This window comes from Pseudopedobacter sp., from assembly GCF_040392825.1.
GTDB lineage: Bacteria > Bacteroidota > Bacteroidia > Sphingobacteriales > Sphingobacteriaceae > Pseudopedobacter.
Map to the genome: position 1 here is coordinate 1 of NZ_JBEBVH010000067.1, position 16,759 is coordinate 16,759.

The window sequence follows — 16,759 nt, forward strand, 5'->3', positions numbered from 1 at the left end:
CCTTAATTACAAATAAAGAACAAGCGCTGACCAAAAGGCGAAACTACGACATTGGACACCAGCCTTACATACTAAATTAACTTTAAAACTCGATAATAAGGTTATAGACCAGGCTAAGAAGTATGCTTCAAATAAGAAAGTAAGTTTGTCAAAACTTATTGAGAGCTACCTTGATTCATTGACTCGCGAACAAAGTAATGATTTTGAAATTTCACCTTTTGTTAAAAGTATCTCAACAGGAAATAGTATTCCTTTAGATGCTGATTGGAAGGATTTAAGAAATGATTATTTAGAATTTCTCGACAAGAAGCACCAATAGAAATGCAAAAAGTATTCTTAGATACAAATATTATCATTGATTTCTTAGGGGAAAGGGAAATTTTTATAAAGCTATCGCAAAGATTTTGACATTTGCTGATAAAAAGAAAAACAAAGTTTTCACCTCACCTTCTTCCATTTCAAACACCTCTTATCTATTATCCAAATGTGAAAATGCAAAATCGCATTGGAGAAAATTAGAAAATTCAAATTACTTTGTTCTATTTCTCTAATGGATGATGAAGTAGTTGAAAAAGCCATTCACTCCAATTTTAAAGATTTTGAAGATGCCATGCAATATTTCAGTGCCTTAGCATCAAATTGTGATTTAATCATTACAAGAAATGAAAGAGATTTCAAGAATGCTTTAATTCCTGTAATGAATGCGGATAGCTATTTACAAACGCTTAGAAAGTGATGATTTATTATAAGTCCGTATTGGTGACAGTAGGCTTCTAAGACATAATGAACTATATTGCTACTCCCACTTTACCAGCACTATACTCCCAATATACTCCCACCTTAGTACCACTGATCGAGTAAATAAACAAAAAAGCTGTTCCTTCTGCTATAATGCATCAGAACAGCTTTGCAAAAACCGACCAAAGTTTTTGTTTCTCTAATATTGTTAAGCTTTCAGCTTTATGCCTAAAGCCTTTTGCCTATTTATTTTTCAAATTTCAACTTACTTTTCCCCAGGTCTTTAGAGGTAGCAATAGCTATGCCTCTATGATCCGATTTGTCCACCGCACAATAAAAATGGTAGACAATCCCCTTATGTTTCACTACAAAAGATTTATGTGCATACAAATTGTCGTAATCTTCTGACGACTCTATTAAATTATCACCCGTCCAGTCCGTCCAGTTTACCAGATCTTTGGAAACCGCAAATCGGTTAAATGCCCCTTTTCTATCTTCCCAAAACGCACCAAAATAAAACATCACATAATCACTGCCCATTTTTTGAATAACGGCATCACCCGTGATTCCAACCGGATGGTGCATTACCGGATCTTTCTGAAATCTCTTCCAGTGTACCATATCTTCGGATACAGCCATACCAATACGTTCGTACCATCTGGTTTTTTTGTTATTCTTTAAAGAATCCCCAACCGCATTATAATACATCAGGAAGCGATGTCCTGTTAATCTCTCCTTATCCTCTATTACCGAGCTTTTAAAGAGCTTATTTCTATTCTCCCACCACCTTACATCAGGGTCATGGCTGGTTAAAACCGGAGCATCCAGTCTTGTCCATTCATGCACTTTCGAAGGACTTTTTGTAGTATAAGCTATTCCAATTGACAAAGGTTCTGGCTCATATCCCTGCGAGTTTCCACCAAAATATGACATCCAATATTTACCCTGATATTTATTCAACTTGTAACTACCGCCCCAGGTTAAATCCTGCAGCGAATTATAACCTGCTTTTTGCACATCGTCCCATTTTCCGTCGTGGGTAAAAGACATTATTTTACCTTTATTTTCCCAATCTAAAAGGTTCTTACTGGTTGCGAGCCATGTTTCATACCCTTTTCCGTCAAAAATAATATAGGTCATATACCATTTATTACCCTTGCGAAACACCGTAGGACAATCTATTTTTTTAGAAATGGTATCGGTAATCATTACCAGCCCATACTTATGAGGTGTTTTTATTTCTTCATAAATTTCCTGCATCCGCTGTTGCGAAATCTGAGCAATGACAGGCCCTGCTAAGAAGGATATTATTAATGCAAAAATGTATTTTTTCATTTTATTGTATCGTAAATTGATAGCTTCCTGATCCAATTTCCACCAACATCTTATCGGCTTTCTTGACCCAGGATGTAACTCCGTCACCTTTTTCTAAAGCCTTTCCTGATTCTAAAACAGTACTCGATTCTTTAATTGGCAGATAAACTGTTGCCTTCGCATTGGCTGGAATCTGTACATTTAAAACCGTCTTCTCATTTTCTATCTTCCAATCGGAAACAATCTCACCATAAACAGACTGATAAGTTCCTTTGGCAAACTTAACATCGCCAACTATTTGAGGCGCAATCTTCACATGATTGAAGGCAATTGAACTTTCTTCCTGACCAATTCCTGCCAATCCACTATAAAACCATTCCATCAGATGCCCCAACATAAAATGGTTGTTTGAAACGTTAGGTAAAGCCTCCCAGGATTCCGTTAAAGCAGTTGCCCCTTTCGCTATTTGATAACCATAGCCCGGAACATCCGAACGGCTGTTCATATCAAAAATCACATCAGACCGGCCAGCTTCTTCCAAAACTCGTAACAAATAACGATAGCCAATATCGCCGGCGGTATGAGCATTATTTCTCGTTCTGATATCCTTAATAATATTTTCTAAAACCGCAGCGCGATCCTTTTCATCAACCAGATTCATATAGATAGCCATAGCATTCGCTGTTTGGCTGCCAGTCGCATATTGTTTTGTAGCCAGATTAAAGAACGAACCATTAAATGCTTTCTTTACTTTCTCTGCCAAATCTGTATAATACCGAGCATCGTCATGGTGTCCTAATTTCATTGCTATCTCTTTCAGGATATTTAAATCATAATAGAAAATTGCTGTGCCTGTAACACCCATCGGCGTAAGCTGAGAAACTCCCGGTCTTTTAGGACCCAAGTCGAACCAATCGCCTAGCCCTTGCTTAAGGATATGATTTTCTGCTTTTCCTTCCAGATACTTCACATACCTTTTCATCATCGGATAGGCATCCTTCATGGTTTCTTCATCACCATACCATTTGTACAAATACCATGGAACAATAATTCCGGCACTTCCCCATTCCGGAGAATCTCTAAACATATCGCCACCCCAGGTAAATTCTACAAATTCCGGAGCAATTTCTGGAATCAAACCATCCGCAGTCTGACTAGTCATCATGTTTTGAATAGTCCTTTTGAAAAGGCTGATAAAGTCATAGTTATAACTTAAAGATGGTCCCATTAAATGGGTTTGTTCTAACCATCCCAGTTTCTCACGATGCGGACAGTCAGTAAATACACTTACCGAATTACTTCTGATTGCCCAATCGATTAAACGGTCTGTTTGGTTGAAAACCGTATTCGACGAATTAAAACTGCCCACAGTTTGTGCCGAATTTCTAATATGCAAGCCAATAATATTTTCCATCACCGGAAGCGATTTTGTATTTTCTTTTCCTTGCGGAATCGCTCCCCTGACTTCTAAATACCTGAAACCGTAATAGGTAAACCTTGGTTGCCAGGTTTCTACGCCATCTCCTTTTAACACATATTGGAAATAGTATGGCGAACCGGTATGTTTTTGCGTAACAGCATTTTCAGCTAAAAGCTCTCCGGGATAAACTCTTACGGTATCCCCTTTTTTTCCTTTCACCGAAATCTCAACTACTCCGGACGCATTTTGCCCCAGATCATAAATCCAGTTTCCTGCAGCCGTTTGATGAATGGATTTTGGACTAAAACGATCCATCACTTTTACAGGTTCTGTAATTTGCGGATGTAATTCTGGCCCTGTAGTAACTAAGGCCTTTTTCCATTTTTTATCATTAAAGCCTGGCTTGTTCCAGTTAGCCTGTACCAAATTGGCATCAAAATCTTCGCCTCCATACAAACTGGAGAATGTGATAGGACTATTGGCGGTTTTCCATGACTCGTCAGTTACTATTGTTTCACTGCTTCCGTCTGTATAATCTACTTTCAGCTTAGCAATCATTTTAGGGTAACCAAAAGCGACTTTCTGTTTCCTGAAACGTCCTTTTACTGGCGGAATATAATAAAATCCATTCCCCAACATCACGCCGATAGTATTTGCCCCGCTTTTTAGTTTGTCGGTCAAATCAAAAGTTACATACAATGCTTCTTTATCAAATTTCGCCCAGCCAGCATCTAGAAAATGATCGCCAATTTTTTCACCGTTCAAGCTTGCCTCAAAATGCCCTAATCCGCTAATAAAAAGCTTTGCTTCTTTTATTTTTTTAGATTTTAATTTGAAATCTTTCCTGATTATTGGTAACTGATTATTTCCCCAATAAGTATCTTTCTTTTCACTTTTAGGCAAAACATCTACCAGACTGTCTGGCATAATAGCATTTGTAATCCACTTCGCACCATTCCAATCTGCAGTTCTCAATCCCACACCAAATCTAGCAACCTCACTCCAACGACTTTCTCTATTGTAGTTATCCTTTATCTGTACTTTCCAATAGTAAGTTTTACCTGCTGTTAAAGCTTTTCCTCTATAGTCAATCTTTATAGACTCCGATGAATCGAGTTCCTTAGAATCCCAGACTGTGCCATTATTTCTTTGCAAATCTGCTCCATTCTCGGAAACCAATATTCTATAACTGATTTGCTGAGTATTTCTCTTATTGGAATTGATCTTCCAGCTGAATTTTGGGGAAGTTCCTAAAATAGTGAAGGGATTTTGTCTATTATCTACACGCAAATCGCTCACAGACAAACCTTGTCCATAAACAAATCCATGAAAAAGAAAAATAGTGATTAAAGCATACAGATATCTCATTCAGGTAAAAATTAAAGAACGGTTGATTTAAGAAAAACTGAGTTTAAATCAACCGCCTGTATTAGTTACAAATATAACCGGATACAAGAATCTATGTTTATACCAAGTTCTCTAGCTATTGTAGGATTTTAGCTTGGGGAAAGAGATGTCCGAAGTCGGAAGACCGAAGTCTGGTAGTTTAACAGGAAAGTTCACAGAGAATATTTCTCTACTTCCTAACATCGTCTCTGCAAGGACGATGTGTTAAATAGCGTAACATTCTCTTCGAGAGACATTGCTGGGAATGAGAATAAAAACTTAGCGTCCATTGTAAAAATCTTAGTGCCCTTTGTAGTTCTATAACATTATTACCCAATTTTAGGGAAATTTATCACCCTTTACAATCATCTTTTGTAATCATCTTAGCAATAAGACTTTGTACCTGGATTTGCACCAAAACACGCATAAATCCAGATGATAAAAGCGCTTTACAACAATTTGCAGTAAAAACCTAGTATATATTAAAATCAGACAATTATTATTTATGAGAAGTTCCCTTCCTTTATCTATTTGCATGGCGTTGATATCAACGCTTTCAATGGCTCAAATAACCGTACCTCATATTCCTGCTAAATATATTCCGAGCAAAAAAAATCTTTATAAAAAAGACTGGATAGATTTCAATAAAAATGGTGCTAAAGATATCTATGAAGATCCGAAAGCGAAAATAGAAGACAGGATTGAGGATCTGTTAAGTAAGATGACCATGGATGAAAAAACCTGCCAGATGGTTACACTTTATGGATATAGAAGGGTATTGAGAGACGAACTTCCCACAGAAGAATGGAAATCAAAACTATGGAAAGATGGAATAGGCGCAATAGATGAACATCTGAATGCTTTTCAACAGTGGGGAGCACCTCCTTCAGATCATCCTTTGGTTTGGCCTGCCTCTCGTCATGCCTGGGCAATAAACGAAGTTCAACGCTTTTTTATTGAAGAAACAAGATTAGGTATTCCAGTAGATTTCACCAATGAAGGAATTAGAGGTATTGAAAGTTTTAAAGCAACCAATTTCCCCACACAATTGGGCTTGGGACATACCTGGAATAGAGATTTAATACGTAAAGTAGGACGTATAACCGGAAAAGAAGCTAGATTATTAGGTTACACCAATGTTTATGCTCCAATTCTGGATGTAGGAAGAGATCAACGGTGGGGGCGCTACGAAGAAGTTTATGGAGAAAGTCCGTATCTGGTTGCAGAACTCGGAATTCAAATGGTAAAGGGCTTACAAAATAATCATCAGGTTGCGGCTACAGCCAAACATTTTGTCGCCTACAGTAATAATAAAGGCGCAAGAGAAGGCCTGTCACGGGTTGATCCTCAAATGTCTCCCCGCGAAGTTGAAATGGTACACGTCTATCCTTTTAAAAGAGTCATAAAAGAAGCCGGTTTGTTGGGAGTAATGAGTTCTTACAACGATTACGACGGTTTTCCTATACAAGGCAGTCATTACTGGCTAACCGAAAGGTTACGCAATGATATGGGATTTAAAGGATATGTTGTTTCTGACAGTGAAGCTGTTGAATACCTGTTCACCAAACACAGCACCGCGAATGATTTGAAAGAGGCAGTAAGACAAAGTGTAGAAGCCGGTTTAAACGTTCGCTGCACCTTTCGTTCGCCTGATTCCTTTGTTCTACCTTTAAGAGAACTTGTTGAGGAAGGCAGTGTGAGTGAAGCTACCATTAATGACCGGGTAAGAGATATTTTACGTGTGAAATTTATGGTAGGTTTATTTGATAATCCTTATCAAACGGAGCTGAAACAAGCGGACGTGGAAGTGGAGTCTGAAGAGCATAAAAAGATTGCCCTTCAGGCATCACAAGAATCTATAGTGCTATTAAAAAATGAAGGTAACTTACTACCGCTTGATATTAATAAAGTTAAGAGGATAGCTGTTGTAGGCCCTAATGCGAATGAAAAAGGCTTTGCTCTTATGCACTACGGCCCATTAGGAGTTGATGTGGTATCTGTATTGGAAGGTATAACAGCCAAAACATCCAATAAGACAGAAGTCGTGTACACTAAAGGATGCGACTTGGTTGATGCCAACTGGCCGGAGTCTGAAATTTTGCCATTTCCTCTAAGCAAAGAAGAAAATGCAGAGATTGAGCTGGCAGTAGAAAATGCAAAAAAATCAGATGTAGTGATTATGGCACTTGGAGGAGGAGAACGTACTTGCGGAGAAAACAAATCGCGCTCAAGTTTAGATTTACCCGGCCGTCAGTTAAACCTGTTACAGGCAGTTTATGCGACAGGCAAACCTGTGATACTTATCTTAATCAATGGGCGTCCATTATCAATAAATTGGGCCGATAAATATGTTCCTTCCATTATAGAAGCATGGTATCCGGGGTCAATGGGAGGTAAAGCCCTGGCTGATGTGATTTTTGGGGATTATAATCCGGGTGGAAAATTAACGGTTACTTTCCCTAAAAGTGTAGGACAGATTCCATTTAATTTCCCTTTCAAGCCCGCCTCTCAGGTAGATGGTGGTAAAGCGATGGGATTAAAAGGAAACATGACCCGCATTAACGGTGCGCTCTATCCATTTGGACACGGCCTGAGTTATACCAGCTTCAAATATTCGAATTTCAGGCTCTCATCTAAACAAATAACAGATAAGCAGAGTTTGACGGTTAGCTTTGATATAACCAATACCGGTTCGAAAGCTGGTGATGAGGTAGCACAGCTGTATCTGAGAGATCTAATTAGCAGTGTTACAACCTTTGAAAAAAACCTTGTCGGATTCGAAAGAGTCCATCTGAAACCAGGTGAAACAAAAAACATCTCCTTACAGCTTCGCAACGAAGACATGAAACTCCTTAACCAGGATAACAAATGGGTGATAGAACCAGGCGACTTCAAAATAATGGTAGGTGCATCTTCTGAAAACATTTTATTAGAAGACGTTTTCACTGTCATAAATCCTCAAAACAGGATAAAAAAAGACAATTCGTCAAAATACACAGATAATATATCGTCCAGTCCAATATCTGAGAATGCAAAGTATGTTATGGACGGAAACCGGGCGACTTTCTGGAAAGGAAAAGCAGGCGACTATTTAAATTTCAGTATTCCTTCTCCTAAAGAGATCAGCAATCTGATTATAGAATGGGGACAAATCAAATCTAACCCCAAATTTGAAATTCAATTATCAAGCGGTGGCGGACAGTTTTTAACAGTTTATTCCGGCCAGCTTACAAGAGCGAACGATATGGCAAGCTTTAGTTTTAAGTCAAATACAGCAAGCGATATAAGACTACAGATCATTTCCGGAGAAGTAGAAATTAAAGAAGTTAAATATTAAACATCCACAAATAAAGATTAGTATATATGAAAGTTATCCTAACAATCTTCAGCATTTTATTGCTGGGCTGCAATTTAAATGCTCAAACAAATTACATTAAAAATGGTGATATGTCCGGTGTTAAACTAAATTACATTGGTTCTGAATTAACCGGGATAGTAAGCACACCTCCTATTGGTTCTGGTTGGGCGGGCTTTTATGGTTCTCTTAAAAGTCTCAATATTACAAGCATCCAGGGAGAAGACGAACATGGTGACGTTATTAAACTAGCTGCCACCGGGATTCTCACCAATATGTCGGACAATCCAAGGTTGGTACAAAGAATAAAGTGCCCTGCGGGAATTTACCGTTTGAAATTTTGGGCAAAAGCCGTAAATGGTAAAAATGTCCGTGTAGCAGCAAGTGTAAGACCTTCTGGCAATAATATACCTGCGTATCTACTAAAAGATTATGTTAATGACGGCAGTAGTACCGAAAACCCTGCGCACAAATTATTCAGCATAGACGAGTCATGGAAAGAGTATACTATTGACTTTGACCTTACTCAAACAGTAAATTCTTTTAAACCTGCTGCCGGCACACCTTTTACTTTAGAAAAGGTAAATGGTAACCAGTTCCCTGTTATCTGCCTTAACTTATGGCAAACAGGTAAGCTAGACGGTTCGGAAGTGCTGATTGACAACGTTAGCTTCGTTAAATTATAATATAATCGTAATTCATTTTTTACATTTCTTAACCAATTAAATCATGAAAAATCTATCTCTATTTTTAGGACTGTGTTTAGTTACCTTTTCGTCAAAAGCTCAAGTCATAAATGGCAACATGTCTGGTACCAATTTAAATTATGTGAATCAATCCACAACAGTAAACACTCCTGGCGCCGGCAATGGATGGGGCGTTTTTTTCGGAGGTACCGAAGCCAATCAAAATTTGGATATCGTATCTACGACAGACACTGATGCAGGATCCGGGCAAGGAACCGTCATCAAGCTAACCGCTACAGGACAAAATACAGATATTGCCAATAATGCCCGTTTAGTACAGCGACTTTCCACTCTTACCAGCAATAATAGCGTTTACCGTTTAACATTTAAAGCAAAGGCAACTACAGCAAATACAACTATTTTGGCCCCATCTTTAAGGGTTTCATATAATAGCCTTCCTGCTGTTGTATTAAATGGATACGATGGAATCGGTCTTCCAGCTCATATTCCTATTACACTTACACAATCATGGGCTGAATACTATGTAGATTATGATTTATCAAGACATGTTGCCGGTAGTATGACTTCCAGCGGTACTTTTTCTACTGGACAAACAGCTCCAACTCCTGCTATTTGTTTTAGTCTTCAATGTTCAGCAACAGAAGCAACAGCGGGAATTGGCGTAATGATAGATGATGTTTCTTTTACCTCATTAAGCACAACTCCCATAGAACTAATTTCCTTTAACGGTAAGGTAGATAAATCCGGAAATTTAGCCTTGTTAGAATGGAAAACAGCAAGCAACAGCATGATGAAATTTATTGAAATAGAAAAAAGTATCGATGGCATTTTATTTTCTAAAATTGCTTCTGTTGATCCAAGAGACGACAAAACCTATACATATACCGATGAAAATTTCAGGGCTCAGAATGCATATTACAGATTAAATCAGACTGATATTGATGGAACAAGCAGCTATAGTCCCGTTATTTATTTAAAACACGACAATGCAGATAATTTAAGCATTTTTCCTAATCCAGCATCTGATAAAATTATAGTTTCGCATCCAAATTCTACTGCTTACTCTACATTAAAAATCATTGCTTCAACAGGCCAAAATGTATACCAGTCAAAAATTAATGCTTTGAATTCACAAACTACAATAGATATACAGAATTTATCTTCGGGTATCTATTTAGTAGTATTAGAATCAGGCAAAGACAAACAATATCTTAAATTCATAAAATAGCTTTTGGTTGAAAAAACATATACTTATTAATGATCCGATGCTTTAATACAGCGCAAAAATTTTAAAGAGACAATACAGGAAGCGAAAACCGAATCTTCTTCAAGAAACAGATTTGGTTTCGCTTACCAAAAAGGAAATCTTTACTTTTTATATTGAATTAAACTGTGTTTATTAACACATCTTAAAATTTTACATTCCATGAAACTGATATATTCCAAATACAGACCATGCTTGTCTTTTAACTTCTTGCTTTTCATTTTGTTATTTCTTACAACCAATACTATTGCATATGAAAAGCAGAAGTTAGTGGACGGATCTATTTTTGGTTTTTCGCAGAAAAATTCGGCCGAAGAGAACGGAAAAGCATTAGAAAAGTTAAGCGAATATGTTAATGGGAAAAGAAACCTGAACGTCATCATCCCCAAAGGGGTTTATAATGTAGTCCGTGAAAACAAAGATCAGGCTACGTTTAAAAATGCTGCGAATGTAACGATAGATGGAAATGGTTCCGAATTTATCTTTCAGGACACTAAAAGCAAAATGTCGGGATATTTTTTCAGAATTGAAAAATCTGAAAATTTCATACTTAAGAATATAGTAATAGACTGGAATTGGGAAGATGCGCCTATTTCGGCAATCGCTAAAATCAAAGAAATAAGAGATAATGGAATTTTGTATGAATTGCAGTATGGAGGTATAAAAACCAATCCAAAAATACACATGGGTCGCGAATGGGATATAGAAACAGCTTCTCGTTCCTTGAAAGGGTTTGCATTAATTGGAACTTATATCGAAAAAGTAGATAAGATAGACAATAAACATCTTTTCCTGACCGTGAAATATCCTGAAAGATTAAAACAAAGTGATGTGGGAAAATACACTCATATCCGTTTTGAAAATAATTATTTTGTGGGTGCTATAATGACTGAAGCAAGCAAATTTGTTACGCTCCAAAATATAACCATTCATACATCTCCGGAAACTGCAATTGCCTGTTATTCGACACACAATTTCACTGTAGAAAACTGCAATATAGTTCCGAGGCCAGGTTCTTATAAGTTTTATACAGCCCATTCAGCAGGAGAAATACATAATTCATACGGAGAGATCATATACAAGAACAACAATATTTTCTACAGCTATGACGACGGGTTACATATAAGCAGTGGATTTATCCCTCCTTACCTTGAAAAAGACCCTGCTAATGCAAAAAAAATTACAGCTAAATTTTTGCAGTATTATTTTTTAAAAGATGTTATCAGAGTTGGGGATGAAATGGAATTTCATAAGCCCAATTTCGCTCCCACAGGATTTAAAGCCAGACTAGTGGCTATGAAGTGGATCATGAATGTGCGCAAAACGTCTGCTCCTCACGACTGCGAACTCATATTCGATCGTGAAATACCAGATTCACTTATCAAAGACCATTACATATTTAATACAGCACTTAATGACATAAAATATAAGATACAGAACAACACTTTTAAACACAATGGATGTCATGGCATTTATGCCGGTCTTCCTAACGGAATAATAGAAAACAACAAATTTTACCGTACCGCTTATCCTCCTTTAGTCCTGACATTGGTATTACGCTGGGGCCGTTGGGTCATCGGGCCGCTCCCAAGTAACACAATCATTAAAAACAATTTCATGGACGAGTGCAATATGGCCAGAAGACAACCAGCCAATCTGTTTGTAGGAGCTGGTATAGATCCTCAAAACGGCACCTTTACACCTGTTGATTATCGGGTGTGCAAAAACATAGAGATCATTGGCAATATTATTAAAAATTCAGACATGCCTGCATTAGCTCTTTGGTCTGCAGAAAATGTAAAAATAAAAGATAATTATTTTGAGAATATTGCCCGAAATCCGGTAGACGCTGTAATTGAAAAAGGTGCAGTATTTATCGAACAATCTACCAATGTAATTATACAAAATAACACGATTAAACAACCTGAAAAATTCGAAAAATCGGATCTTTTTATTGATAAAAAAACAACAAATAATATTGATATAAAACAATGGAAAAAGTTAACAGTCACCCAATAGATTTACACAACCTGGTGCAGATTTTTAATCACTTACTATAACTCTTCATTCTTTAACAAATACTATTATGAATAAAGTCTGTATATATATCGTATTAATACTATTTTGCAATCTGAATACTGTTTCTTGTAAAGACAACAGCACAGTATTACCAAAACCCCACGAATCCGAATTATCTGCTCTGCCGGAAACTAATCAGTTACCTGCTGCTTTTTATTCGTTTACTTCTGGTTCCTCTGCTTATTTTAATGCCTATCAAAAATTGTCTGACAAAGACAGCTTATATACGCATTTTAAAATCTATCATCAACAATCCGCTACAAGAAACGATAATTTATGGCGGGTGCTTGAAGGAAATTTAGTAAAATATACCGGTTCTGCGATGATTCCTATTCAGCAGATTTTAACAACAGGCGAGAATGAGTTTGTATGGAGATCTGCCCGGCCAAATGTTGGAGATTTTACCGGCGGATATCATGGAGACGAAAGGATTGATATTGCCCCTGCCAGCAAAGTAACCTTTTATGCAGATGGAAAAGCAATAACATATACAACTAATATATCACTAACCCCCTGTAATAGTTTCTATTATCATCAGTTTTCTACCATGCATCAATCAGGAACCGGTGCGGCAGATATGTCGAAACCTGGGTATAATGCTATTCCTGGTAACCCAATTGATTGCTATCACGAAAAGAAAACTACATTTGAAAACAATGGCTTTACTACTTACAATAAAATAACCTGGGCTACCACAGTGCCTATAGATAAATGTTATTTTGGAATTTTATGTGTTAATAAAGAGATTTCTTCCGAAGGTATAAACGAAAATGGCGTACAGGCAATTTTCAATAGCGATGGCACAAACAAATTAACCTCCACCAAACAGAAAATCGTTATGAAGAACGAAGCCTTTGGTATTGCTGTTTCTTGTGATGCTAAAATAGTTTCTCTTCCTTTTACCCCTACCCTAACAACTTTTATCTGGGACAATCAAAATTACCATAAATATTATAGTACTATAAAAGCCACTTCAGCAAATCCGGATGATGTATGGGAAACCGTGGCTTCCATAGCATTTTCATATACTAAAGAAAAGTAACGGAGATATAAAACCCCCGCCTTTAAACAACAATATAAACCAACCAATTCTTTCGACATTTAACCATGAACCATGAAAAATCTATTTTTTATTTTAAGCCTTTTTATGGCTGCACTTTCTTTAAAAGCCCAAAACACCTATCAAATCGATTATATTTTGAAGGGCAATATGTCAGGTACCAGTTTAAATTACATTAACCAGTCAGAAACAGTGAATACACCGGCTCCGGGAAGTGGGTGGGCAGGTTATTTCGGAGGAAGCGCAAACCGGGCTTTAAATATAGTATCTGCAGTCGATTCAGATACCGGATCGGGTCAGGGCGATGTAATAAAAATAACTTCCACTGGTGCTAACACAGACATTACAAACAATGCCCGGCTGGCGCAAAGAATATCTTCTATGCCTGCAGGTCATTATCGTCTAAAATTTAAAGCCAAAGCAACCACAACAAATAGCACTATTTTGGTACCTACCGTAAGAGTAGGAGCGAATAATGTCCCTGCTTTTGTATTAAAAAACTACAGTAGTTGTGGGGCTCCAACACATAAGACTTTTACACTTACCCAAACCTGGACAGAATACTATGTTGATTATGATTTAACGAGAACGGCATCTACATTGTTTTCATCTGCAACCATAACCTCAGGAATTACAGCAAACCAAACTCCTGTTATATGTTTTAGCCTGCAGAGCCCGGCAGGTGCCGAATTAATGATAGATGATGTTTCTTTTATTTCAATGGTAACTCCAAACAGCTATATTATTAATGGTGAGATGACAGGGACCAGCTTAAATTATGTCAACCAGTCCACTACAGTAAACACTCCGGCAGCTGGAACAGGATGGGCCGGTTATTTCGGTGGTAGTGCAAACAGAGCCATAGATATAGTATCTACAGTCGACACAGACGTTTGTTCGGGTCAAAACGACGTTATAAAAATAACTTCTACCGGAGCTAATACAGACATCACAAACAATGCCCGGCTGGCACAAAGAATATCTTCTATGCCCGTAGGCAACTATCGTCTAAAGTTTAAAGCCAAAGCAACTACAACAAATACTACGGTATTGGTACCCACCGTAAGAGTTGGCGCTAATAACATCCCTGCTTTCGTGTTAAAAGATTATAACGGGACAGGAATTCCAACACACCAGCCTTTTACGCTCACCCCGTCCTGGACGGAATATTATATCGACTATGATTTGACGAGAACAGCGTCTGCATTGTCTTCATCCGCAACAATAACTACCGGAATTAGCGCAAATCAAACTCCTGTTATCTGTTTCAGCCTGCAGAGCCCGGCGGGTGCAGAACTGATGATAGACGATGTTTCTTTTATTTCATTGGATAACAACAATCCGGTAGAGTTAAGCAGCGGAAATACCAAAGTTGTTTTTGCAGGTGGTAATCAATTTAATATTTTATCCATCTCTTCCGGGAACAATAATTCATGGTTTGAACAAGCAGGATTGACAGCGAATATCTGGTCTTTAAAAATCCGTAATCACCTTCAGCAGAGCAATGTGTACACCTCTTCATCTTCAACAACCTCATATCAGGGATTAATTACAAATGATATGAATGGTACAAACCCTACTGTTACTTTAAACTGGAATATTACCACAGCAGACAATTTTGTCATTCCGGTAAAGGTATTGGTAAGCGCAAATAATACCACACAGCTGATAGACTGGAAAATAGAAGCCGATTTACCCAACGGATGGATGGTAGAAAACTTAACTTTTCCTAATCTGTCTTTTCATGAAAATGCTGCCGATAAGGTAATCATGCCGGCAGGATTTGGCGTAGAATATGATCTGCCTCCTGGCTCTTCCTATTATTCAGGGTATCCGCAAAGCAGAGGTACCGTTCAGTTAATGTGTTTACTAAAGGGACAGGATGTATTTTATTTTGCCACTCATGACCAAAACGCAAATATTAAAGATTTTAGAGCTTCAGTATCAACCAACGGCATTATTAATTTAAGAAATGAAATTGTAACTTCAGAAGCATGGACAGCGCCTGACGGAAAGTTTGAACTGCCTTGGGCAGCATCCGTTGGTATTGGCAATAACGGATGGGAACAGGCAGTCGTAAATTGGTACAAACCTTTTACCTACACTACTCCGTGGGGATCAAAAACATTCGCTGCAAAGAATTTACCACAGTGGTTATTAGATGTTGATATTTGGTTTGTGCCTAACCAAAGCCACAATAATGTCCTGAACTGGACTATACAAGCCATGAATTTTTTTGGTCCAGGCCGAACTGCATCGCACAGTTATGTTTGGAACAATAAGCCTCATGACACCAGCTATCCCGATTTTTTTCCTGCAGCACCAGATTTTAAAAATTTTGTAGACACTGTAAAGGCCAGAGGCTCCCATGTAATTCCCTATATCAATGGGAGATTATGGGATACCACAACGGTAAGCTATCAGCAAGATCAGGGAGCACTTTATCTTGCCAGAAAGAAAGACAATAGTCCTTATATGGAAATATATGCTTCCGGGGCGCCTAATGCTGTGGTTTGTCCATATAATGTTATGTGGCACAATAAGATTAATGCTGTATCAGAACGTATACAAAATGAGCTGGGAACCAACGGTGTATATGTAGATCAACTGGCATCAGCGCCAGCGGCTCCTTGTTGGAATCCCAATCATGGACATCCTTTGGGAGCCGGAGATTATTGGGTTACTACGGTTCGGACGATGATGAATACCATTAAACAAAATTCTATAGCCGGCAACATCATTGCCACCGAACAGAATGCAGAATGTTATCTGGACAGGGCTGACCTGATGTTAATGGCTGCAACTCCGGCTGGAAGTTCTCACCTACCTTCCGGTACAACACCGTATAGACAAGTACCATTATTTCCGTTAATTTATTCAGACCGAATGATGCTGTACGGTTTTAATATGTACAACAGTGTAAGAGACATTAGCGTTCGTTATAAAAACATGCTATCTCTTTTATGGGGCTCTCAATTAGGCTGGTTTAAACCCGACTTTATCATGAGTCCGTTAACTACTACCGAAGACAGGAATTTCATGTTGAGGTTAGTCAATTTCAGAGCAGACCAGCATGATCTCATTTATGGTGGTACGCTTACCAAAGAAATTATACCAACCGGCGACAATCCTTTAATAGAGATTCCGGGGATGGGCGGTTTGGCCAACGTGGTAAAAGGTGCTCACTGGATAGGATCTGGCGGAGTTTCAGCAACGTTATTAGTAAATATTGATGATACTGCACATACGGTTATATTACCTAACGGAAATAGTGTTACCATTAATGCAAGAGATTGTATGCGGATAGATGAAACAACCTTACCGGTAACATTAATGAAATTTGACGGAAAAATCAATTCAGAAAACACTGCTGTTTTAGAATGGGTTGTTGCAGAAAATGCAGATATTAAAAAGTTTCATATCATAAAAAGTACCG

The 16,759-nt window shown here is 37.9% G+C and carries 9 protein-coding genes and 1 pseudogene; 8 read left to right on the forward strand and 2 right to left on the reverse strand.

The genetic code is table 11. From position 1 onward, the window contains the following. Positions 1-79 precede the first annotated feature (79 nt). Positions 80-319: pseudogene (locus ABWO41_RS06820) on the forward strand (DUF6364 family protein); the annotation flags it as partial. Between the two features lie 186 nt (positions 320-505). Beyond that, positions 506-736, forward strand: a complete 231-nt coding sequence (locus ABWO41_RS06825; protein WP_353135428.1) for a PIN domain-containing protein — start codon at positions 506-508, stop codon at positions 734-736. Positions 737-984: 248 nt separating this feature from the next. On the opposite strand, the gene ABWO41_RS06830 is transcribed toward ABWO41_RS06825, so the two are convergent. Beyond that, the gene (locus ABWO41_RS06830) at positions 985-2,073 is read right to left on the reverse strand and encodes a glycoside hydrolase family protein (RefSeq protein ID WP_353135431.1); all 1,089 of its coding nucleotides are present in this window, start codon (positions 2,071-2,073) and stop codon (positions 985-987) included. A gap of 1 nt (position 2,074) precedes the next feature. Then, positions 2,075-4,840: a family 78 glycoside hydrolase catalytic domain gene (locus tag ABWO41_RS06835; RefSeq protein WP_353135434.1), complete on the reverse strand. Its 2,766-nt coding sequence runs from the start codon at positions 4,838-4,840 to the stop codon at positions 2,075-2,077. 553 nt (positions 4,841-5,393) lie between these two features. On the opposite strand from ABWO41_RS06835, the gene ABWO41_RS06840 reads away from it, so the two are divergent. The 6 genes from ABWO41_RS06840 to ABWO41_RS06865 all read left to right on the forward strand — a co-directional run. Next, a complete protein-coding gene (locus ABWO41_RS06840) occupies positions 5,394-8,195 on the forward strand; it encodes a beta-glucosidase (protein WP_353135437.1) in 2,802 nt (933 codons plus the stop codon). A 26-nt stretch (positions 8,196-8,221) separates the two neighbouring features. Then, complete coding sequence (locus ABWO41_RS06845; protein WP_353135439.1) at positions 8,222-8,899, forward strand: DUF4627 domain-containing protein; 678 nt, start codon at positions 8,222-8,224, stop codon at positions 8,897-8,899. Positions 8,900-8,942: 43 nt separating this feature from the next. Next, positions 8,943-10,148: a T9SS type A sorting domain-containing protein gene (locus ABWO41_RS06850; protein WP_353135442.1), complete on the forward strand. Its 1,206-nt coding sequence runs from the start codon at positions 8,943-8,945 to the stop codon at positions 10,146-10,148. Between the two features lie 198 nt (positions 10,149-10,346). Next, complete coding sequence (locus ABWO41_RS06855) at positions 10,347-12,203, forward strand: right-handed parallel beta-helix repeat-containing protein (protein ID WP_353135445.1); 1,857 nt, start codon at positions 10,347-10,349, stop codon at positions 12,201-12,203. Positions 12,204-12,270: 67 nt separating this feature from the next. After that, positions 12,271-13,305: a hypothetical protein gene (locus ABWO41_RS06860; protein ID WP_353135448.1), complete on the forward strand. Its 1,035-nt coding sequence runs from the start codon at positions 12,271-12,273 to the stop codon at positions 13,303-13,305. 72 nt (positions 13,306-13,377) lie between these two features. Beyond that, positions 13,378-16,759 (forward strand): DUF6259 domain-containing protein (locus ABWO41_RS06865; protein ID WP_353135451.1); only part of this gene is annotated, 3,382 nt, incomplete at its 3' end.